Annotated in this window: 19 protein-coding genes, 1 tRNA gene and 1 pseudogene; 6 read left to right on the top strand and 15 right to left on the bottom strand. The window is 43.1% G+C overall.

The window, feature by feature from the left end:
* Positions 1-33: 33 nt before the first annotated feature.
* From waaF to ICN17_RS04400, 3 genes are read left to right on the top strand one after another with little or no spacing between them, the layout of a single operon-like run.
* Positions 34-1,068, top strand: coding sequence for a lipopolysaccharide heptosyltransferase II (waaF, locus tag ICN17_RS04410; protein WP_216236296.1), 1,035 nt, complete (start codon positions 34-36; stop codon positions 1,066-1,068).
* A 19-nt stretch (positions 1,069-1,087) separates the two neighbouring features.
* Positions 1,088-1,522 carry a nuclear transport factor 2 family protein gene (locus ICN17_RS04405; protein WP_216236666.1) on the top strand — a complete coding sequence of 145 codons (435 nt, stop codon included), beginning with the start codon at positions 1,088-1,090 and terminating at the stop codon, positions 1,520-1,522.
* 8 nt (positions 1,523-1,530) lie between these two features.
* The gene (locus tag ICN17_RS04400) at positions 1,531-2,154 is read left to right on the top strand and encodes a DUF2946 family protein (RefSeq protein ID WP_216236295.1); all 624 of its coding nucleotides are present in this window, start codon (positions 1,531-1,533) and stop codon (positions 2,152-2,154) included.
* Here the strand turns inward: ICN17_RS04400 and ICN17_RS04395 are convergent.
* On the bottom strand, positions 2,151-3,761 hold the full coding sequence (locus ICN17_RS04395) for a M48 family metalloprotease (RefSeq protein WP_255538284.1): 1,611 nt from the start codon (positions 3,759-3,761) through the stop codon (positions 2,151-2,153). The genes ICN17_RS04400 and ICN17_RS04395 overlap by 4 nt on opposite strands.
* Before the next feature lie 113 nt (positions 3,762-3,874).
* Here ICN17_RS04395 and moaC point away from each other — a divergent pair, with 113 nt between their 5' ends.
* Positions 3,875-4,351 carry a cyclic pyranopterin monophosphate synthase MoaC gene (gene moaC, locus ICN17_RS04390; RefSeq protein WP_216236293.1) on the top strand — a complete coding sequence of 159 codons (477 nt, stop codon included), beginning with the start codon at positions 3,875-3,877 and terminating at the stop codon, positions 4,349-4,351.
* 292 nt (positions 4,352-4,643) lie between these two features.
* Here moaC and ICN17_RS04385 read toward each other — a convergent pair whose 3' ends face one another.
* The 3 genes from ICN17_RS04385 to ICN17_RS04375 form a co-directional block, all read right to left on the bottom strand.
* The gene (locus ICN17_RS04385; protein WP_216236292.1) at positions 4,644-5,570 is read right to left on the bottom strand and encodes a glycosyltransferase; all 927 of its coding nucleotides are present in this window, start codon (positions 5,568-5,570) and stop codon (positions 4,644-4,646) included.
* Positions 5,571-6,129: 559 nt separating this feature from the next.
* The gene (locus ICN17_RS04380) at positions 6,130-8,721 is read right to left on the bottom strand and encodes a tetratricopeptide repeat protein (protein ID WP_216236291.1); all 2,592 of its coding nucleotides are present in this window, start codon (positions 8,719-8,721) and stop codon (positions 6,130-6,132) included.
* A gap of 448 nt (positions 8,722-9,169) precedes the next feature.
* Entirely contained in the window at positions 9,170-10,189 is a 1,020-nt protein-coding gene (locus ICN17_RS04375; RefSeq protein WP_216236290.1) for a glycosyltransferase, read from the bottom strand.
* Positions 10,190-10,418: 229 nt separating this feature from the next.
* Between ICN17_RS04375 and ICN17_RS04370 the strand changes: the two are divergent.
* Positions 10,419-10,558, top strand: a pseudogene (locus tag ICN17_RS04370) (cyclic pyranopterin monophosphate synthase MoaC); the annotation flags it as partial.
* Positions 10,559-10,634: 76 nt separating this feature from the next.
* Here the strand turns inward: ICN17_RS04370 and ICN17_RS04365 are convergent.
* From ICN17_RS04365 to ICN17_RS04310, 11 genes are all read right to left on the bottom strand, one after another.
* Positions 10,635-12,929, bottom strand: a complete 2,295-nt coding sequence (locus ICN17_RS04365) for a tetratricopeptide repeat protein (RefSeq protein ID WP_216236289.1) — start codon at positions 12,927-12,929, stop codon at positions 10,635-10,637.
* Positions 12,930-13,218: 289 nt separating this feature from the next.
* On the bottom strand, positions 13,219-13,710 hold the full coding sequence (locus ICN17_RS04355) for a pilin (protein ID WP_216236288.1): 492 nt from the start codon (positions 13,708-13,710) through the stop codon (positions 13,219-13,221).
* Positions 13,711-13,831: 121 nt separating this feature from the next.
* Positions 13,832-14,539, bottom strand: a complete 708-nt coding sequence (locus tag ICN17_RS04350) for a TerC family protein (protein WP_216236287.1) — start codon at positions 14,537-14,539, stop codon at positions 13,832-13,834.
* A gap of 111 nt (positions 14,540-14,650) precedes the next feature.
* Positions 14,651-15,544, bottom strand: coding sequence for a succinate--CoA ligase subunit alpha (gene sucD / locus ICN17_RS04345; protein WP_216139547.1), 894 nt, complete (start codon positions 15,542-15,544; stop codon positions 14,651-14,653).
* A gap of 15 nt (positions 15,545-15,559) precedes the next feature.
* Positions 15,560-16,729, bottom strand: a complete 1,170-nt coding sequence (gene sucC / locus ICN17_RS04340; RefSeq protein WP_216236286.1) for an ADP-forming succinate--CoA ligase subunit beta — start codon at positions 16,727-16,729, stop codon at positions 15,560-15,562.
* A gap of 188 nt (positions 16,730-16,917) precedes the next feature.
* On the bottom strand, positions 16,918-17,445 hold the full coding sequence (gene recX / locus ICN17_RS04335) for a recombination regulator RecX (RefSeq protein ID WP_216236285.1): 528 nt from the start codon (positions 17,443-17,445) through the stop codon (positions 16,918-16,920).
* A 4-nt stretch (positions 17,446-17,449) separates the two neighbouring features.
* Complete coding sequence (gene recA, locus ICN17_RS04330) at positions 17,450-18,541, bottom strand: recombinase RecA (RefSeq protein ID WP_087909514.1); 1,092 nt, start codon at positions 18,539-18,541, stop codon at positions 17,450-17,452.
* 118 nt (positions 18,542-18,659) lie between these two features.
* Positions 18,660-19,193, bottom strand: a complete 534-nt coding sequence (locus ICN17_RS04325; protein WP_216236284.1) for a DUF2878 domain-containing protein — start codon at positions 19,191-19,193, stop codon at positions 18,660-18,662.
* A gap of 60 nt (positions 19,194-19,253) precedes the next feature.
* Positions 19,254-19,330 (bottom strand) — tRNA-Met (locus ICN17_RS04320).
* 70 nt (positions 19,331-19,400) lie between these two features.
* Entirely contained in the window at positions 19,401-20,213 is an 813-nt protein-coding gene (locus tag ICN17_RS04315; protein ID WP_216236283.1) for a fumarylacetoacetate hydrolase family protein, read from the bottom strand.
* 22 nt (positions 20,214-20,235) lie between these two features.
* The gene (locus tag ICN17_RS04310) at positions 20,236-20,646 is read right to left on the bottom strand and encodes a hypothetical protein (RefSeq protein WP_216236282.1); all 411 of its coding nucleotides are present in this window, start codon (positions 20,644-20,646) and stop codon (positions 20,236-20,238) included.
* 46 nt (positions 20,647-20,692) lie between these two features.
* Here ICN17_RS04310 and ICN17_RS04305 point away from each other — a divergent pair, with 46 nt between their 5' ends.
* Entirely contained in the window at positions 20,693-21,304 is a 612-nt protein-coding gene (locus ICN17_RS04305) for an MOSC domain-containing protein (RefSeq protein ID WP_216236281.1), read from the top strand.
* Positions 21,305-21,369: the final 65 nt, after the last annotated feature.

The raw sequence follows: 21,369 nt of genomic DNA, 5'->3' as shown, positions 1-21,369 counted from the left end.
CTCTTCATGAGGCGCTGAGTCGGGATACAACACATGCACAGTATTCTGATCATCGCCCCTAACTGGATTGGGGATGCGGTAACCACTCAACCCTTGCTGGCCAATCTCAAAGCTCTTTATCCAGAAGCCAAAATTGATGTGCTTGCCAGTAATTGGGTGGCTCCGATCTATCGTGCCTGCGCAGAAGTACATCAAGTGATTGAAGCAAAATTTGAGCACCGAAAACTGCAATGGGACTTACGCAAGCAATTAGCTCAAGAGATTAAAGCTAAAAATTATCAAGCCTGTTTTGTATTACCGAATAGTTTCAAGTCTGCACTCATTCCTTGGCTTGCTAATATCCCTTTTCGGATTGGCTATCGCGGAGAATTTCGTTTTGGCCCCATTAATCTAGCGCTGGATAATCCAAGCAAAATTAACCGTCCACCAATGGTAGAGCACTATTCGGCGCTCAGCGAACTTCTCAAAGATGGTGAGTCGATTCCGCCGACTCAGTTAGCTCCTAAGCTCAAGGTTTCCAGTACAGCAAAACAGTCTGTTCAAAATAAATTACAAAACGCCAACATCAGTAGTGACTTCATTTATGTAATGTGCCCAGGCGCGGAATATGGACCCACGAAACGTTGGCCTACTGAGCACTTCGCGACACTTGCTCAGAAGCTCATCGCAGAAAATCCAAATATTCAGATAGTGCTTTTGGGCAGTAAAAGTGATCATGCCCTTGGCCAAGAAATTACCTCCCAGGCAAAACTAAATAGCAATATTCATAACTGGTGTGGCAATACCTCCCTAGATGAGGCAATGGCCCTAATTGGTATGAGCAAAGTAGTGATCAGCAACGATTCAGGCTTGATGCACATTGCAGCCGCGCTCAATACCCCCCAGGTTGCCATCTTTGGCTCTAGCGACCCTGCCCATACGCCCCCTTTATCCGATAAGGCTCAGGTTATTTGGCTGAATATGCCTTGCAGCCCATGCCATAAACGAGAGTGCCCATTAGGTCACTTACGGTGCCTAAAAGACATACTGCCGGAACAAGTTTTAGCTACACTCAATACGTTGAAATAATGACTCGGAAAAGTAAGTGATGACCAAACTTGCAAGACTCTTTCACAATGCTGATGAAGTTGTAGATGCCTGGCGAGATGCATTGCGCCATCGCGATGTCAAAGGCGCCCTGGATATCTGGCTTGATGATGATTCGATCACTTGTGTGTTGCCAGAGGGTCATCGGCTAAGTGGTCACGTAGAAATTCGTAAGGGCTTAGAGAGACTTTTATCCAAGCAGCCATTATTTTTAGAGCCGATTGCCTGCATTAGCCACTCTATTCCAGGAGCCGCTATTTATGACACCACTGAAGCAGTCCATCTCAGAGCTGATCAGGTAGAAGCTGAATTTTTCTTAAACATCACTCTCGTGCTCTTACAGGACAGTCAGGGCTGGCGCATCGCACACCTGCATGCCAGCCGCTCTACTGAAGATACTTTTGACGCACCCTCTACGCCCCACGGCCTGCATTAAAAATCAAAATGGATGAGCAAGTATTACGATCGCTCATTAAGTGGCCTAATGTACCGGATTGCTTTGGTTGGCTCGCCCTAGATCGGCGAGGACAGTGGCGCATGCGTGATGAATTCGCGCAGCAAAATCAATTACCTGGCCAAGTAATTACTCATACAGCTTTAAATGAATTTATCTCCAGAAACTATGCTTGCGATAGCTTGGGAAGGTATTTTTTTCAGAATGGTCCGCAACGTGTATTTGTCACACTCGACGCTACGCCCTGGATTGTGCGCATCACACCAAGCGAGAGTGGCTTGGAGCTGCTTACACAATGCAATACCGCAATAGAAGCAAACGGTGCCTTCAGTGATGAGAGCGGCAATATCTACATCCTTGGAAAACTGAAACGACTCACTTACAAAGAGAGAAATGTAGATCAGTTTTGTACAGAAGATCGCGAGACGGTAGCGCTTTTACATGATCACGACTTAGACCATTTTTCTCGGCTAGCGACACTGCATGAAGAAGCTTGTAGCTTTGGTGGATCTTGGTATTGGCAGGGCAAACAATTGCCCTTAGATCCAATCCATTCAGAAGAACTTGCCACTCGCTTTCAATTCATTGCAAAGCCAGTCAATCAGGAATTCTAACCCGGAATTTTGCCCTGCTCCTTGAGCTCATCTTGATACTGTCTTTGCATTTCTCGTAAGCGAGCATCAATACTGGATCCTTGATAGTAGTCAGAGCCGCCTGATGAACGAGCAATCTTTAACTGTTCAATGGCTGATGGCCAAGCTCCTTCAAGCGCATATTTTTCCCCAAGCGCGAAATGACGCATTGGTACATTCTTGGCCTGATCGTAAGCTTTTGATAACAAACTCCACCAGACAATCTCATTTGGTTGAACACGAGTCCTGGCTTTGAGCCAGGTAATCGCATCATTGGTTCGACCAAGGGCTAAATTGGCATTAATCATGGCGGCCCCAGCAGCATAGGACTGAGGATAAGCGCGCAAAGTATCTTGTGCTATCTGCAAAGCTTCTGTGCCCTTGCCTTTAGCCAAAGCCAATTCAGATGCAGTGATATCCAAGGATAAGCTTTGCCTTTGAATCGGTGAACCTGGGGCGCTAGAGGCCTGGGCCAAATTACGGGCTTGCTGCAAATACCCTTCTGCTTGATCTATCTTACCTTGACGTTGTGCAATAAGAGCTAAACCATAAAAGCCCTCCATTTGTTTACCGGCTTGAGATTGCTTACTCAAGCTTTCAAAGGTATTTTTAAGGTCGTACATACCGCTAGAAGTGCCCGACTGCTCCATACGCGCTCTTGCTTTAATGAAATAAAACTCTACTGCTGTCGGTACATTACGTGTAGAGACCCGCCGTGCTCGATCTTGCATATCAGCAATACGATCGGTTGTTAAGGGGTGGGTTCGTACGTAAGCTGGAACACCTTTATCCATCACGCCAGTTGCTCTTTGTAAGCGCTGAAAAAAGCCCGGGGCACCGTTTACATCGTATCCACTAGCCTCCAAAATCTGAAAGCCAACACGGTCCGCCTCACGCTCAGCATCTCTGGAATAAGAAAGTTGATTATCGACAGCTATTGCCTGTCCGCCCTGCATCAGGCCTGCAGCAGCTGAGGGGTTGCGAGACATCGCCAATGCTCCAAGCACCATACCTGCAATCGCGATCATCGTATTGGTAGATTGCTTATCCATTTGGCGTGCGAGGTGACGTTGTAATACATGCCCCGTTTCATGGCCCATGACAGATGCCACTTCTGAATCTGTTTCTGCACTCACTAACAAACCCGTGTGAAATCCAATGAAGCCACCGGGCAAAGCAAACGCATTGATGCTGCTGTCTTTGACTGCGAATACTTCAAAGTTATAAGCGCCACTACCTTGCTCATTTGCGCCACCAAGCTGCAATTGTTTAGCAGCCTGCAATAAACGACGCTCCATTGCATTTAAAAAATCATAGATGGGTAGGTCATTAGAAAAATCAGGATCAGGGCGAATCTGGCGCATGATCATTTCGCCATATTTACGTTCGTCAATTCGGCTGAGGGAATCTCCTCCAGGATCACCCATATCGGGCAAGATAATATTAGGTTGTGACTTTAAAGTATTGCGAGCTGGCAGCTTAGAGGACTGGGCACTCGGCGATTGCATCGCTCGACCAATATTTTCGATAGCCGCAGAATTACCATCTACAGAAACATCTCCAACAGGTGTGGCAGCGGAAGCGGACATAACGCCCGAGCATGACAAAGCTAGCGCCAATTGAATAGCTAAAAGGCGCTGCCAAAATGAGGTTTTTCTAAGGAACTTTATATCCTGCATGCCTATATGGTAAAACTTATCCCATGAACAAACTAACTCATTTTGATGAAAGCGGCCAAGCACATATGGTAAATGTGGGTGATAAAGCCCCTACCCACAGAATCGCCATTGCCACAGGCAAGATCAGTATGCTTCCCGAGACCTTTAAAATGGTTGAAGCGGGAAGCCACAAAAAGGGGGATGTATTGGGTATCGCCAGAATTGCAGGCATTCAGGCATCAAAGAAGACCTCGGATCTTATTCCTCTCTGTCATCCACTGGCACTCACCCACGTGAGCCTGGAATTTCAAACCAACCCAAATGACAACAGCATCACTTGCCAAGTAAAAGCAGAAACTACTGGACCTACCGGCGTAGAAATGGAAGCCCTCACCGCAGTCCAAGTCGCCCTACTCACAATCTACGATATGTGCAAAGCAGTAGACCGAGGCATGGTGATGGGTGATGTGAAGCTACTTGAGAAGAGTGGTGGTAAATCTGGGAAGTGGAATGCGACCTAGCGGTCACTAACTAGTGAAGCAAAAGATAGGACCCAATTCTGTCACACTGAGGAGCAGAAACCGTGGCAACACTTCACAAAAGATGTAAAGGGCACTTGTAAAGACAAAGCCACTCCTTCGGGGTACACCCAGTTAAACCTCTCAGACCCAGAACAATTAGCTCTTGCGATACTAAAAACACTGGAGAGTAGAAAACTAAGTCAAACTAGGTAGCGCCTAATTCGCATACAAAATAAGAGTAGTGTGGCCAGTACAGACAATAAAACTATCCCAAAATAGTTCCCCATCTACGTCAATGGGATTTTGAAATTCTATTTAGCCAAAAATTCTCTAGGCTCTTATGGAAGTTTTCGGGGCTAAATTCATTTGCCGATTTGATTGCGGCAACTGATATTGCATTCTCTGCTCCAAATTTTTTAAATAATTCAATTGCATCAGCAATTTTACGGGAATATAGAATCAATTCATCAGCCCTAACCCAAAATCCATTTTCCGTGTTTGCATATTCAGAGCCCCCACCACCATGGTCGCCAACAACAATGCAACCACACTTCATTGCCTCAAGCGTTGATAAGCCCAAAGATTCAAGATTTGAGAAAGATGCATATATTGCCGATTCAGAGAGTAATTTTGCTACATTTTCCCTATCCATATTTTCAATTGCGACCCACTCAATATCTAAATAATTTGGGAACATAGAGCGAAATGTTGTGAGTAATGCCCTGCTCTGAATAGGCAGCTTTCTGGGAGAAAATGCGATGGTTAATTTCTTTTTTGATGGTGAAAAATATGATGGTACATATGGCTTTATTACGGCAACCTCACCACGATAACCTGCATCAACTAGCATCTTAGCGCTTATATCAGACGGGCAGATGATAGTATTAAAGCGCTTATTTTCCAAACCTAAAACAGAATTAACAGCATTAAAAAAATAATAGTTATTTTGATTGTGAATAATTAATTTTGATTTTAGGCTGTACGCAAATTCTAATAGTTGGTAATCATTCTCCGGAACAATAAAATAATCATCTTCTCGAAAATTTATTGATTGAATAGGCCGAGAGTTCTGAGGTAATTTACTACTCATTGGGTGACTGCCATCGTAGATAATTTTCGCAGAGAAACCAAGTTTGTTTAAAACCAAAACGTGATCTATGTTTACAAAATCACCCCCAGTGGTAGGTGTTGGATAGCCAAAGTAATAGATGTTGCCCATAAATTTTAGAGTCCCAAACAATGAATGCCTCCACTATACATAAACTTGCATTACTCAAGACTAGCAATTGTTCACATTTCAGCCAAACTGCAACCGGCTCGACTTGTCGCAACACTTTTAATTTATCCATTCGGGAATTCACATAATATATTTTTCTTGCTGGGATGATATGGTCTTGTACCGCCTGCCACTAAACATGGAGAGTAAAAATCGACATTAATTCAAAAAATACCTAGTTGGCCGTGCAAAACAGCGTGCAAAGGTAGATGGATGGGACCTTTTTAAAAAATGGGGGGGGTGTGGCATAGCGTTCAGCTTCTGGAAATCGCAAAGGGGCGCCCCACCTTATCCAGCATGCTGATGGATTCGGTCTCGTGCGTCTCTTGTGCTATTGTTTTTTTGTGGCCCAATTCTGTCCCACTTAGGAGCAGAAACCGTGGCAACACTACACAAAAGAAGTAAAGGGCGCCTGTAAAGACAAAGCTAACTTCTTCGGGGTATAGCCAGTTAAACCTCTCAGACCCAGAACAATTAGCTCTTGCGATACTAAAAACTTTCACTAATTAATAGATATATGCTCTGGCTCTAAATCAGCTTGATACCGCTCATACATTTTGATGTAAGCAGCCTCAAGATTTTTAGTGAAAAGCGGGGTATCAAATAAGGGAGTAGTCAATCGGTTTTTGGCTAGCTTCAATTTAATATCTATAAGCTTTTGGGGGTTTATCGCTAATTCAATTGCCAAAGCCTCATATTGTTCCTTGTTGGAGGTAATAAGTTCAGTTAATCCTAGGGCACTTAGAAGACTAGCAGCAACCCTACCCGGGAAAGTGCTCCCCATTAGAGTCAGCACAGGTAATCCTGCCCATAAAGCATCGCTACAGGTTGTGTGTGCGTTATAAGGCAAAGTGTCAAGAAACAGGTCTGCTAACCGTTGACGCGCCAGATGATCCTCAATTCTAAGGCGATCAGAAAAAACTAATTTAGACGAATCGACACCTCTACAGGCCGCCTGTTTAATTAGATTCTCTTTAGCGGTTGGATTATCCTCCAAAAGCCACAAAACGCTTCCCGGAACATTACTTAAAATTCTCATCCACGAATCAAAAGTAGAGGGAGTTATTTTGTAGTTGTTATTAAAGCAAGCAAAAACAAAAACATCCTCTGGAAGACCTAGTTGCGCTCTAGAAAATTGTCCATCAGAGATTTTTCTTAGGTCATCATTTGCTTGATAGCTATTTGGTAGATATACAAGCTTTTCAATGTAATGTATTTTTGACTCTTCCGGTATCACCACTTTATCGGCAATAATATAATCCATGTATTTTGCGCCGATAGTTCCGGGAAAGCCAAGATAGTTCACTTGAATTGGGGCAGGTTTATAAGAAAATACACCCTGCCTTGCGAGCCCAAAAAAACCGTTTAAGTTTACAAGAATGTCAATCTCATTAGATCGAATTAATTTAGCCGCCTCTACATCAGATAATTTAGATATATCGAATATCTTACTGAATGCTTGATTAATTCTATGGCGATAGCCTGAACCGTCATCCCAGCCATTATCAAAAGCAAAAATTTCAAACTTAGATTTGTCGTGCAACTCCCAAACACGGGTCATTAACATTGAGGTTGCCTGATTCCTAAATTCACCGCACAAATATCCAATACGAATTTTATGATGTTGATACTTTGAAAATTCAGACAAATTACCAAGCGCAGGAAACCTATCATTTGAATAAAATTCAGCACACTTTTTTAATAATTCCTCTGAGCATGAAATGCCCTGGAAACCGAATGGCTCAGCCCCCTTTCTTCCCTCGCTAACTAAATGAGCGATTTTATCAATACTCTTTTCATAATTAGTCCAATCGCACGCTAACATCATTTGATGATGAAATTGACCTAATAAAAAAGAGTCTTCCGTCTTAAGCTCTAAAGATTTTAGGTAACATTTTGCTGAATCAGAATGCCTCTTAAGGAGATTCAGGATCATCCCCTTATTAGCCCAACCCTCTGCATAGTCAGGCTTTAGGCCTAGTGCCTTATCGTAGTGTGCAATTGCCTCGTCATACCGCTTGAGTTCATGCAAAGCATTACCTTTATTAGACCAACCCTCTGCATAGTCAGGCTTTAGGCCTAGTGCCTTATCGTAGTGTGCAATTGCCTCGTCATACCGCTTGAGCTCATGCAAAGCATTACCTTTATTAGACCAACCCTCTGCATAGTCAGACTTTAGGCCTAGTGCCTTATCGTAGTGCGCAATTGCCTCGTCATACCGCTTGAGCTCATGCAAAATATTGCCCTTATGGTTCCAAGCATCATGATCGTGAGGCTTTAGGCTAAGTACTTTATCGTAGTACACGATTGCCTCGTCATACCGCTTAAGCTCATACAAAGTATTACCCTTATTAGCCCAACCCTCTGCATAGTCAGGGTTAAGGCTTAGCGCCTTATCATATTGCGCAATTGCCTCTTCATAGCGTTTGAGTTCATACAAAGCATTACCCTTATTGGCCCAACCCTCTGCATAGTCAGGGTTAAGGCTTAGCGCCTTATCATATTGCGCAATTGCCTCTTCATAGCGTTTGAGTTCTTTTAAGGCAACCCCTTTATTCAACAAAGCTTCAGCCAGATTAGGATTTATTGCCAAGGCCTGCTCAGCGAAAGCTATAGCTTCTTCATATCTTTTAAGCTCTTTAAAAGTTGCGCCTTTGTTCAAAGCCGCCTCTGCATAGTCAGGCTTCAAACTTAGCGCATTGCCATACCAAACTAAGGCCTCCTCATAACGACCCAAATTAGAGGCACTTTTTCCATAGCTAAGCCAAGCTTCTGGATTATTTGGAGCTAGGACAACTGATTTTTTGTAATGAATAAGAGCATCTTTATCATTTCCAGAGTCTGCAAGAGCTTTTGCCAAGTTGTACTGTATTGAAGCATCATTAGGATGGATACGAGCGGCCCTAGTTAAATAATCAACCGCCTCTCTGTAATTGGTCTGCATCACCTTTATTAAGCCAAGCACATGTAAGGCTGGGAGATTTTTGGCGTCAACCTGTAAAACTCTTTTTAAAATTAAGTCAGCACTATCAAAATTTCCATCCTGAAAGGCTTGGATGGCTTGCTGAAGCATTGATTGAAGTTGAGGATTCATGGCATTATTTTATAGCGACAACTCACAATTTTAAGATAATGTCAAAAATTAAGATTAGTCCAAAAATAACTACTGTGATGTGCAAAGCATTCTGCTGGAGGCTTGCACTCCAAAAGCCAACCGCAACATATACACAAAACCATTTGTAATGGCTTGCCATTGAGACCGCTATGCGAAGGGGAGAGATTTTGAGCCCTTGCTGGGAGGACATCAATTAGCAAACAAGTACAGCCCACATATCACTTACCAAGAACGGTTAATCTAGAAGAGTCGCAATCTACGAGAGTGATGGAGACTCTCCTGAGATTGATAAGTCACCATACAAGCGACAGTGTGTCTTGCCGACCAAAGTAGGTTTTTGGCAAAGACTTTCAGATCTTGTTTCAGTATTACACAGCATACCTAAATTTAAATACTGAATAATTTTCGGTATAGACTTATCAGTACTTTAGAGATATTCCTCTGCCCTCATTTTTTCTAATAATCTTTCCGCCATAGACATGGGCGAATGGTTTTTCAGTACCCAGTCCCTAGCATTTTTTCCAATATTCTCAAAAAACATTGGGTCATCATTCAGTGAAGTCACAATCCTAGATACTGTTTCGTCTATTCTGGCAAAATCTATTGGAATATATTCTTTCCATGGAGTAGGATTTGCCGAATTATCTAATCCATATCTCTCAAAATCAAGAGAGATTGGACATGCCCCAAACAATGCTGCCTCATAGTATCTCCAGCTATCAAATCTCAATATGGCAGGCTCAGTAGGCAACTCTTTAAACTCAAGGTCCTTATTGCCCAAAAAATAAGGATTTAAAAGAAGATCCCTATAGAGGCTGCCCCCATAAGCTAATACTGCCTTGTAGGCTAGCAAGTCAGAGAGATATTGATTTTGAGCTGAAATATTCTGATTAATATTGAAATGAGTCTTCAATTTTGGGACCAAAATTAGGTCTAGAGAATCTCTAACAGACTGGTTACTTGAGGGGCGAAAGTTTCTTAAAATACCGCCATCCCTCTTGCAGATTTGATAATTTTTAGAGGCATCAACTGCTTCTTGAGAAACTCCAAATCCAATAGGCTGGAATTTTCCTTTTCTAATGGCAAATTTATTAGAGTGGGCCCTAAAGACAAGGAAATTCTCGTCATAGTCACGAAAATTACATACATCATTCATATCCACAAGGACAATTTTATTGTTTTTTGCGGACTCTATTAAAGGCTCTGAATATTTACCTAAACCATTAAAAGCATCAACAATTAAATGCCCTCTAGACATATCAGAGGTAATTTCAATTTTATCTGCAAATAAACCAGAAAATGGCAGGCATATCCCATTTGATCTAAACTCTTTTACTGGAACATTAGAATAGATTTTATGTCCCAGAAGATGTAAGCCCTGCATTAAACAACCTAAAAGGTGTGTACCTCCACGATCATTTGTTGGAAAGAAAAAACTAAATTCCACTATTGCCTCCAAAATATTGCATGATGTATAAAAATATTATTAATAAGCCATTCTAATGTCCAAAACACTGCGCAAGAAAGATGTGGGACTCCTAAGCCTACTTTAGGGGAGTACGGTGAGGTCTAGATTCTAGAAATTCAATTGGGGCACCCGTATGGCTTATGCTAACCTTTATCCAAATGTTGTCCAAGTAAACCCAAAGATTTGGTCAAGATTGAAGTTACAAAGCGTTGAAATGGAAGCCCTCACCGCAGTCCAAGTAGCCCTACTCACAATCTACGATATGTGCAAAGCAGTAAACCGTGGCATGGTGATGTCAAACTACTAGAGAAGAGTGATAGTAAATCTGGAGAGTGGAAGGCGACCTAGTAGTCACCAACTAGTTTCGCTCAGTTAGGCCTAAGCGTGCAAAAACAAGTAGCTATTGCAACACTGAAAATACCGCCTAAGCAATAGATATGTGTTCTGGCTCTAAATCGGCTTGGTATCGCTCATACATTGCGATGTAGGCTGCTTCAAGATTTTTAGTAAAGAGTGGTGTATCAAATAAAGGGGCAGTTAGACGATTGTTAGCTAACCTCAATTTTATATCTGCCAGTTTCTGGTGATTCAAGGCTAACTCAATTGCTAAAGACTCATATTCCTCTTGGGTATTGGTAATGAGCTCAGGCAAACCAATAGCATTTAAGAGACTAGCTGCCACACGACTAGCAAATGATCCTCCCATCAGGGTGAGGACTGGGACCCCAGCTTTAAGAGCATCTAACGTCGTTGTATGCGCATTGTAGGGGTAGGTATCCAAAAATAAATCCGCCAAAGCATATCTAGTCAAATGGTCGGCCATCGACTCCACTCTTTGAGCAAAGATAACCCTATTAGAGCTAATGCCTCGCCTTTCAAATTCAAATTTTATATTGGCACTGAAGCGTTCATTATTTTCTGGAATCCATAACACGCTATTTTTTGCTGCCCACAAAATTCTCGACCAACTATCTAGAACTTGAGGATTAAATTTATAGTCATTATTAAAGCAACAGAAGATAAATGTATTTTTTGGTAACCCACACTCTTTTTTTGTAAATTCTCTAGAAGAAGGAATCCGCTTGGAGTCATCAACTATATAGGTGTCAGGAAGAGTTACTACTTTTTCAGAATAAAACTGCTGGGACTGGTCTGGAATAATAGTTTTATCAGCCACAATATAATCAATAAAATTAGCGCCGATTGTTCCTGCATAGCCCAACCAATTTACTTGAATAGGTGCAGCTCGATAAGAAAAAATTCTAGTTCTAGAGTATTGAGTTGGTCCAGCCAAATCAATGGCAATATCTAACTCCAACTCTCGGGCTAATTGGGCAATTTCTTGGTCTGACATATTATCGACATCTACAAATCTGTCAAAGGCCTTTCTGAGGCGAATATTTATCTCATCGTCAATGGGTACTTTTTGTAGCGAAAAAGCGAATACTTCAAACTTACTTCTATCATGAATTTCAAAGAGCTCAGAAGTTAGAAAAGATACTGGATGGCTTCGAAAATCAGGAGAGAAATAAGCAATACGAATTTTCTCTTTTTTTGATAACTTAGGAATAGAGCCTAAGGTTAAATTTGATGGATATCTATTTTGAGCATAAATCTCAGAACATTGCTTATGTAAAGAAGCATCATCACTTAAAGCAAGCAAAGGGAAAGGTTGTGCAGCTTTCTCGCCTGCCATCACTTTTCTACAAATAATGTCTAATAAATCTACCAAACCAGACCAACTGCATATTTTCATCTTTGTATAGACTAAATCTCCATATACCCAATCAGCATCAGGTTTAAGACTCAATGCCTTTTCATAGTGCACAATGGCCTCTTCATAGCGTTTCAGCTCATGCAAGGTCACCCCTTTATTACTCCAACCCTCGGGGTAGTCTGGCCTCAAACTCAATGCCCTTTCATAGTGAGCAATGGCCTCTTCATAGCATTTCAACTCATGCAGAGACATCCCTTTACTAGACCAAGCCACGTGATTATCTGGTTTTAGACTTAGCGCCTTATCGCAATGAGTAATAGCTTCTTCATATCGCTTAAGTTTGTACAGAGTTGCACCCTTATTGATCCAAGCCTCGTGGTCATCGGGCTTTAGGCTAAGCGCTTTATCGTATTGAGTAATGGCCTCATCATATCGCTTAAGTTCGTGCAGAGTTGCACCCTTATTGATCCGAGCCTCGTGGTCATCGGGCTTTAGGCTAAGCGCTTTATCGTATTGAGTAATGGCCTCATCATATCGCTTAAGTTCGTGCAGAGTTGCACCCTTGTTTGAGTAAGCTTCATAATAATTTTCAGATAAATTTATTGCGCGATCCAAAACCTCTAATGCCAATGCATAATCTTTCATCTCGTTATGGATTGCACCTTTATTAATCAATGCCTCCACGTAGTCAGGCTGAAGCTTAAGAGTTAAATCGTACGCCACCAATGCCAGCTCGTACTTACCTTCCAGCGAATGAATGATGCCCATGTTATATGGAATCCTTGCATCGCTATTCTTATAAGACTTTAAACAATAAAAAATGGTCAGCGCTTCAGCAAATTTATTAGCTTCTGCATAAGCAATCCCAAGGTCAAAAATAGCCTCCGAACTAGATACATCAACTTGTAGACTCTTATTTAAAGTTGAGCTAGCTAAATCAAAATTATCGCCCTGAAAAGCTTGAATAACTTGTTGAAGCATTAGTTGAAATTTGGGATTCATGGATTCATTTTATTGCAAAGGAGCAGGCCTATAAAGCAAGCCGCCACATGTCTTTTAGCGATCTTTTCTACCCACTTAATAGCTACGTTTAACCTAATTTTAAAGTACGGCAACAGAAGCACTCACCGTAGTCCAAGTCGCCCTACTTAATATCTACCATATGTCCAAAGCAGTAGATCTGGCATGGTGACGAGTGAAGTGAAACTGCTTGAGAAGAGTTCGAATAGAAAGCTATACGAATTAGCCACCCTAGGGTGGCTAATGGTTGGGCAAGCTTCTTGCTAAATCCTTACTTATTAATTCTGCACTCAGATGGTAGGAGCTGGGGAAGTAGATTTGTTTCAGTCGATCTACAAGACCAACCACCTGCCCATGTTGCGCCCTCTGGTTTTGAGAGGTCAATCGGCTTTGGCACATTTGCATCTGGATTATTTGTCGGAATGAGGTGTAGCGTGTTCTTACCTTCTGGCGCAACACTGACTTGATAGTCAATAGCAATGGCTCCTGATGGCGTGATTTCGATCAACTTTACACTACGAGTAGGTCCAAAGGTAAATGAACCGCTGGTAGCCTCATCCATGGTTACAGTCCCGCGACTTGCAAAGGCTTCTGTCACAGCAAGCTTTGCACTGGAGGATAAATTCATCCCTTCAACAACCCGACTACGTGCAATGTAATCTTGATATTGAGGAACAGCTACCGCTACCAAAATACCAATGATGGCAACAACCACCATCACTTCGATTAATGTAAATCCTGATTCCTGATTTCTACTTTGCATATCTTCTAGCTCCTGAGGTGAAATGCCTCATCATCCAGTCTATACCTGTTCTACACAAGAAATCTAGGCGTTAAAAAAGCCGGCTTTAGAGGCCGGCTTTTCTGATTCATTTGAAATCCGATTAATGCTCTGCTTTTCCAGCATTCCGTTTTTTCATATACGTGCCCACCAAAATAACAATGGCTACACCGATAACTTCAAAGGCAAGCTTAGCATCTCCTAAGGCCTCCTGAATGCTATCTTTAATTGCTGGATCATCCACTAACATACCGCCCGCTAGCAAGCCCAATAAGCCTGCGCCCAAAGTAATGATGATTGGGAAACGCTCCATCACTTTCAACAGCATTGCGCTACCAAAAATGATTAAAGGAATAGACATTGCTAAGCCGATAATCAAGAGCAAGAGACGAGTTTCTTCTGGGCCTTTTTGTGCAGCAGCAGCCACAGCCAAGACGTTGTCCAAACTCATTACTAAGTCAGCAATCAAGATCGTACGAATCGCTGCCCAGATGCTGGTTTTAGCTTCCATATGCTCTTCACCACCGCTATCAGATAACAACTGAATACCGATATAGAGAAGTAACAAGCCGCCAACAATTTTGAGATATGGCAATGTTAGTAAGGCAACCGCAGTAATGGTGAGCACTACGCGCAAAATAATTGCAGCAGCACTACCCCAGAAAATGGCTTTCTTTTGCTGCTCAGGCGGCAGGTTGCGTGATGCTAATGCAATCACAACTGCGTTATCGCCCGATAACAAGATATTAGCTACGATGATTGATAGAAGTGCCGCCCAGAAGGTAGCATCAGAAAAAGCTGAAAAATCCATTTTGTCTCCCTACGTTTTTTATGTTTTAACTACTTTTTTAAACTACAAATTACTACAAAAAAGATACTGCTAAACACTATCGAGATAGCAGTATCTTTTAATTTTTCGCTATTACAACATGGCTTTCAATAAAGCTGCCATTTCTGATGGGTTCTTTGTTACTTTGAAGCCACATTCTTCCATGACGGCAAGTTTGGCATCAGCAGTATCCGCTCCACCAGAAATCAATGCGCCGGCGTGGCCCATACGCTTTCCAGGGGGCGCTGTAACACCAGCAATGAAGCCAACTACTGGCTTTTTCATATTGTCCTTGCACCAGCGAGCTGCTTCAGCCTCATCTGGGCCGCCGATTTCACCAATCATGATGACCGCATCCGTTTCTGGATCTTCGTTGAACATTCTCATGATATCGATGTGCTTCAAGCCATTGATTGGATCACCACCAATACCAACCGCAGTAGATTGACCCAAGCCAATCGCTGTTAACTGACCAACTGCTTCATAGGTCAAGGTACCGGAACGGCTCACAACACCAATGCGGCCCTTCTTATGAATATGGCCAGGCATGATGCCGATCTTAATTTCATCAGGAGTGATGATGCCCGGGCAGTTAGGGCCAAGTAATAAGGTTTTCTTACCGCCAGCAGCTTCTTTAGCATGCATTTTATTACGCACTTCAAGCATGTCGCGCACAGGGATACCTTCAGTGATACAGATCACAAAATCAAGATCAGCTTCAACTGCTTCCCAGATCGCTGCAGCAGCACCCGGAGGGGGAACATAAATTACAGAAGTGGTAGCGCCAGTTTGGGCAGCAGCCTCTTTCACAGTCGCATAAATTGGAATGTTAAAAATAGACTCACCGGCTTTTTTAGGATTCACACCAGCAACAAAACAATTTTTGCCGTTTGCGTATTCTTGACACTTTTCAGTATGGAACTGACCCGTCTTACCAGTAATACCTTGTGTAATGACTTTGGTGTTTTTATTGATCAAAATAGACATATTGGAATTCCTGGATTATTTGTTTTTGGCAACAGCAGCAACTACCTTGGTAGCAGCTTCAGCCATTGAATCGGCGCTGATAATTGGCAAACCAGAGTCGGCAAGAATCTTCTTACCCAGATCTTCGTTTGTGCCCTTCATACGTACAACCAAAGGTACCGTGAGGTTTACCGCTTTACATGCTGTAACTACGCCATCAGCGATCACGTCACAACGCATAATGCCGCCGAAGATGTTAACCAAAATTGCTTCAACGCTCTTATTCTTGAGCATGATCTTGAATGCTTCAGTCACTTTTTCTGCTGTAGCACCACCGCCAACGTCCAAGAAGTTTGCTGGCTCACCACCGAATAGCTTGATAGTATCCATGGTTGCCATAGCCAAACCAGCACCATTGACTAAACAACCAATATTGCCATCTAAAGAGATGTAAGCAAGGTCAAACTTAGAGGCCTCAATCTCAGCAGCATCTTCTTCATCGATATCACGGTAAGCAACGATCTCTGGGTGACGGAACAATGCATTTGGATCAAAGTTGAACTTCGCATCCAAAGCCTTGATCTTGCCATTACCTTCAAGAATCAATGGATTGATCTCCACCAATGAAGCATCGGTGTCCCAATACGTTTTATACAAGCTCTTAAATACATCGCGAGCCATTGGAATAGAAGCTTCAGGCACGCCAATACCTTTAGCAATGATGTCGCAATCAGCATCTGTCAAACCAATTAATGGATCAACAAATACTTTGATAATTTTTTCTGGATGAGATTCTGCAACCTCTTCAATATCCATACCACCTTCGCTTGAAGCCATGATCACATTCTTTTGCGTGCCACGGTCTGTAACAATACTGAAGTAGTACTCTTTTTTGATATCTGCGCCATCTTCAATTAAGAGACGATTGACTTTTTGACCTTCTGGTCCTGTTTGATGAGTCTTAAGCTGCATGCCCAAAATTTCAGATGCGTATTTCTTCACATCGTCCATGCTTCTTGCCAACTTCACGCCGCCGCCTTTGCCGCGTCCACCAGCATGAATTTGAGCCTTAACAACCCATACTGGGCCGCCTAGTTTTTCAGCAGCTTTCACTGCCTCATCAACGCTAAACGCAGGGATGCCGTTTGGAACAGGCACATTAAATTGGCGAAGCAGTTCTTTGCCTTGGTACTCGTGAATTTTCATAATTACTCCGAAACGGTATCTTTTTTAGCAAGCAATGAGGATTAATTAAACCGATGTTGCCTTCATCCCATACTTACTCGAGATATAGCTAAATTAGCTAAATTTGAATAAATGCGAACGGCTTGACCGACCCCGTAAGTCTATCATGCTGCAACGCCGCAATTGTCTATTTCCGATCCGTAATTGCCCTAATCGGGCTGCTGGCCGCCAATCACCTTTACCACGACTTCAGAACTAAAACCCTTTGAGGCCAAGAAGCGGTATTGCCTAGCCCGTTCCTTCTGATCTGGAGCCGCTACACCGTATTTTCGAGTCCAGAGCTCATAAGCACGCTGATATTCCGTTTCCTTGAGCCCCGCCAGAAGTTTCGCAGATTGCTTGGAATCTACTCCAGCACTCTCAAGTTCACCCTGAATTTTTCGCATCCCATAACGTTCACTGCGCCTGCGCACTAATGCCTCAGCAAAACGCTCGTCCGATAGCCAGCCCCTAGCCTCAAAATCATCTAGCACGGCCTCAATACTTAAGCGTCTAGTGTCTGACGCCTCTTGAGCTTGATCTCCACCTAGCTTTGCCCACCTTGCTTCTGACTCTGCAAGTTTTGCAGCTAAACCTTTGCGACTATATTCTCGGAGCGACAAAAGACGCAAAGCCCGAGCTTTGAGACTCGGGCTTTGTTTGGTTCTTTCTTTGCTTTTACTGTCTAGCTCTGACATCGAACTATTCGACTTCCTCTTCTTCGCTCAGCACATCAGTGACTACTGCTGAGCCAGATTTAACGCCTAACTTCTCACGAATCTTGGCTTCAATATCTTTAGCGATCGCTGGATTCTCTTTTAAGAAGTCACGCACATTATCTTTACCTTGACCAATACGATCGCCGTTGTAGCTATACCAAGAACCTGATTTTTCAACGAGGTCGGCCTCAACGCCCATATCAATGATTTCGCCTTCTCTTGAAATACCAGCGCCATACATAATGTCAAAGATCGCCTCACGGAATGGCGGCGAAACCTTGTTCTTAACCACCTTCACGCGGGTTTCATTGCCAACCACTTCATCACCCTTTTTAATACTGCCGATGCGGCGAATATCCAAGCGCATAGAAGCATAGAACTTCAATGCATTACCGCCAGTAGTGGTCTCAGGTGAACCAAACATCACACCAATCTTCATACGAATTTGGTTAATGAAAATCACGGTTGTATTGGTACGCTTAATTGCGCCGGTCAACTTACGTAGAGCTTGACTCATGAGGCGCGCTTGTAAACCTGGTAATGAATCGCCCATATCGCCTTCAATCTCAGCCTTAGGAACCAAAGCTGCTACTGAGTCAATCACAATTAAATCAATCGAACCAGAACGCACTAATGCATCGGCAATTTCTAAAGCTTGCTCGCCTGTATCTGGCTGAGAGATCAATAAATTATTTACATCCACGCCAAGGCGTGATGCGTACTGAACATCTAATGCATGCTCAGCATCGATAAACGCACAAGTACCACCAAGCTTTTGCATTTCTGCAATCGCATGCAAAGTTAATGTTGTTTTCCCGGAAGATTCTGGTCCGTAAATCTCAATCACGCGACCACGTGCCAGTCCGCCAACTCCAAGAGCAATATCAAGACCGAGTGAGCCGCTTGATACCACCTGAATATCTTGACTGATTTCAGCATCGCCCAATCTCATGATTGAGCCCTTGCCAAATTGTTTCTCAATTTGCGCTAAGGCTGCTGTTAGTGCTTTTTGCTTGTCTCCGCTCATTCCCTCAAATTCTGAGGAGGCTGATTTTCTTTTGTCATCCAAGGCCATTTTTGATTCCTTTTCGCTTTGTATTGGGCTTTTTCCCGAAGTTTTATCTACTGTTTCACAACTTAGAAGTTACTGTATATAAAAACAGTAGTATTTGCAAGTGACTTTTTAAAGGAATTTACGTATTTTTTGCTAGGGCAGGCCTGGTAATAGGTCCAACCCAATAGAAAAAGAGGGGCATTGCTACAGCCCAGACCACGCTAATGAGCCCTAAAGCAAGGATATGGGACCCAGAACCCCAGTTTGCAGCTCCCATTCGAATACCAGCCTCATAAGATAGTGGGCCGCTAATTGCCCCTAAAACCATCCCTAGCACAGGCTTACCATTGAGCCAAGATAGGGAGCTATTGAGAGTGCTGGCCACTAAAAGCCAGAGAGCCCACATCCATGCTGGTGATAAATAAGGAGAGGGCCATGTGCCCTTAAAGTCGAGAATCCCCAAATACATGAGAAGGCTATCGGTCAGGATCCCAAAAGATAGAACCTTTAGCAGCAAGGTGAGTTCTAGCTTTGGGGTTTGGGAGCGCCAGAGATAAATAGCAATATAGGCCAGGGTTCCGATTACCGCCCAGAGCTCATGCTGATAAGCAGCGCCCAAAATGCAAGCAAACCAGCCCACTTGAAAAAAGACAAAGTTCCAAAATTTAGCCATAAGACGATTCTAGTCAGCTTAAGAAAAAAGGCCACTGCCGGTGGGCAATGGCCTTTAAATTGGTGGCGAATCAGGGATTTGAACCCCGGACCTGCGGATTATGATTCCGTCGCTCTAACCAGCTGAGCTAATTCGCCGAATCTGAGATTTTAGCTTATTTGCTCCAAATGCTCAATTTGCCGACTTTAGATCGCCCAATACTGCAAATCAGACAATCTTGATGACTAAATCAGGCAAATTATCAATACTGCAACGAACAACATCTCCTCGCACAACTGGCCCCACATTCTCAGGCGTTCCGGAGTAAATGATGTCCCCAGGGAATAGTTCGTTAGCTTCTGATAGCTTAGCGATTTGTTCCGCTACAGACCAAATCATCTGATCCAAATTCGCTTTTTGCTTTACTACTCCGTTCACGGAAAGCGAGATGGCGCCCTTCGTAAAGTGCCCCACTTGCGCAACAGGAAAGATTGGCCCAATCGGTGCCGAATAATCAAAAGATTTTCCAATTTCCCACGGCTTTTTTTGATCTCCCATAAAGCGCTGCAAATCACGACGCGTCATATCAAGACCTAAGGCATAACCATAAACATGATCCAGGGCATTTTGTGGAGAAATATTTTTCCCACCAGTTTTCAATGCTGCCACTAACTCTACTTCGTAATGATAATTTTTCGTTAGTGATGGATAAGGGTGATCCACTATCTTATTGGGAGCTACAAACTGAATAGCATCCGTTGGCTTTTGAAAAAAGAATGGTGGCTCGCGCGTAGGATCAGACCCCATCTCGCGGGCGTGCGCTGCATAATTTCTGCCAATGCAGTAAATGCGGCGCACAGGAAATTCAGCATTGCCACCTGCAATCGGTATGAAGGTTTGCGCTACAACAAATGGGGTCTTCACTACGTCATCAGTCTTATGCGCCTGAACTCCAGCAACCAAGCCCGCGGAGGACAGTGAGGCAACGCCTAGCTTGATAGCATTTCGCCGACTTAGCACATCATTATTGTGATCTGACATTGTTTCACTCCTTTTAACAAATTTATTTCACCAGAAAAGTACTTACCTCTTGTTCTCGGCCATAACGCACATCCAGTTCAATTTTCTTAGCCAAGAAAAGTTTTTTGAGGACCTCATCTTTATTGTCGAAAACAATCGCTGTCTGCTCGGGGTGTCGTGAAAAGGGGTCGCTCGTAACATCTACAGGTACTCCATCGATCTTAATTTGCCTAATAGTGCGTTTATGAAGGCGATCAGGGCGGATAAAAATCAGACGCTTTACATATTTATCTAAAACCAATTTCTGCCCCTGCTCATTGGTCTTGAAGTAATAAACTAACTCATCTTTACCGTTCGTAGTGACATCGCGCTCTTCATCCCATTTAGCGTGAGCCCCTTGACTCAGGAATACGCTAAAAAATATGATGGTGACTACCCTATATAGGTGCATCATTTACTCTCTTTAATTTATCGTTTGATCTTATCAGGCATTTTTACTTATGCGTCTTCTATCGATTTCTAGTGGCAAAGTATTGCCCCTCTTTGGTAATCACCATCCGGATTACAAAACCGTTGCGTCAGCAATTCACAAAAAGAGCGTGAGTAATTTGCAAAACCCAAGCCCGGTTGAAATTACCACTCTTGGAGTGCAGGGTGATGAGCAAGCAGACTTAAGTGTGCATGGTGGTGTTGAGAAAGCGATCTATGTATATCCAGCGGAACACTACGCTTTTTGGAACGAGCTACTAACTCGCGAAACTAAAAAGCCGACTACGCTTGCGCATGGCGCCATTGGTGAGAACTTTACGATCGAAGGCCTACTCGAAACCGAGGTCTTTGTTGGAGATAAATTATTGATCGGTGATCTCGAATTTGTCGTCGTCAAATTGCGTGAGCCCTGCTTCAAATTCAACGCTGCTATGCGCTACAAAGGCGCTTCCAAGGCGATGTTGCAATCTGGCTTTAGCGGCTGGTACCTTCGGGTCATCAAGACTGGTGCCTTGACTGCGGGGGCGCAGATTACCGTGGTGCCTGGAGCAAGAGATATTTCCATTGCTCAGCAAAATCAAAAGCTACTGAACAATCGCAATCAAAAAGATTTATGGGAATAAAAAAAGCCCGATCATTGTGTGATCGGGCTTTTTGATACTGCAGACTGAAGATGTTTTACATCTAA

The organism is Polynucleobacter sp. 73C-SIWE (assembly GCF_018882465.1).
Taxonomy (GTDB): Bacteria; Pseudomonadota; Gammaproteobacteria; order Burkholderiales; family Burkholderiaceae; genus Polynucleobacter.
This window is presented reverse-complemented; position numbering and strand designations above follow the sequence as displayed.

Coding starts and splice junctions, on each gene's coding strand:
- waaF (WP_216236296.1), top strand. CDS start 34: ATGCACAGTATTCTGATCATCGCCCCTAACTGGATTGGGGATGCGGTA.
- ICN17_RS04405 (WP_216236666.1), top strand. CDS start 1,088: ATGACCAAACTTGCAAGACTCTTTCACAATGCTGATGAAGTTGTAGAT.
- ICN17_RS04400 (WP_216236295.1), top strand. CDS start 1,531: ATGGATGAGCAAGTATTACGATCGCTCATTAAGTGGCCTAATGTACCG.
- ICN17_RS04395 (WP_255538284.1), bottom strand. CDS start 3,761: ATGTCCGCTTCCGCTGCCACACCTGTTGGAGATGTTTCTGTAGATGGT.
- moaC (WP_216236293.1), top strand. CDS start 3,875: ATGAACAAACTAACTCATTTTGATGAAAGCGGCCAAGCACATATGGTA.
- ICN17_RS04385 (WP_216236292.1), bottom strand. CDS start 5,570: ATGGGCAACATCTATTACTTTGGCTATCCAACACCTACCACTGGGGGT.
- ICN17_RS04380 (WP_216236291.1), bottom strand. CDS start 8,721: ATGAATCCTCAACTTCAATCAATGCTTCAGCAAGCCATCCAAGCCTTT.
- ICN17_RS04365 (WP_216236289.1), bottom strand. CDS start 12,929: ATGAATCCCAAATTTCAACTAATGCTTCAACAAGTTATTCAAGCTTTT.
- ICN17_RS04355 (WP_216236288.1), bottom strand. CDS start 13,710: ATGCAAAGTAGAAATCAGGAATCAGGATTTACATTAATCGAAGTGATG.
- ICN17_RS04350 (WP_216236287.1), bottom strand. CDS start 14,539: ATGGATTTTTCAGCTTTTTCTGATGCTACCTTCTGGGCGGCACTTCTA.
- sucD (WP_216139547.1), bottom strand. CDS start 15,544: ATGTCTATTTTGATCAATAAAAACACCAAAGTCATTACACAAGGTATT.
- sucC (WP_216236286.1), bottom strand. CDS start 16,729: ATGAAAATTCACGAGTACCAAGGCAAAGAACTGCTTCGCCAATTTAAT.
- recX (WP_216236285.1), bottom strand. CDS start 17,445: ATGTCAGAGCTAGACAGTAAAAGCAAAGAAAGAACCAAACAAAGCCCG.
- recA (WP_087909514.1), bottom strand. CDS start 18,541: ATGGCCTTGGATGACAAAAGAAAATCAGCCTCCTCAGAATTTGAGGGA.
- ICN17_RS04325 (WP_216236284.1), bottom strand. CDS start 19,193: ATGGCTAAATTTTGGAACTTTGTCTTTTTTCAAGTGGGCTGGTTTGCT.
- ICN17_RS04315 (WP_216236283.1), bottom strand. CDS start 20,213: ATGTCAGATCACAATAATGATGTGCTAAGTCGGCGAAATGCTATCAAG.
- ICN17_RS04310 (WP_216236282.1), bottom strand. CDS start 20,646: ATGATGCACCTATATAGGGTAGTCACCATCATATTTTTTAGCGTATTC.
- ICN17_RS04305 (WP_216236281.1), top strand. CDS start 20,693: ATGCGTCTTCTATCGATTTCTAGTGGCAAAGTATTGCCCCTCTTTGGT.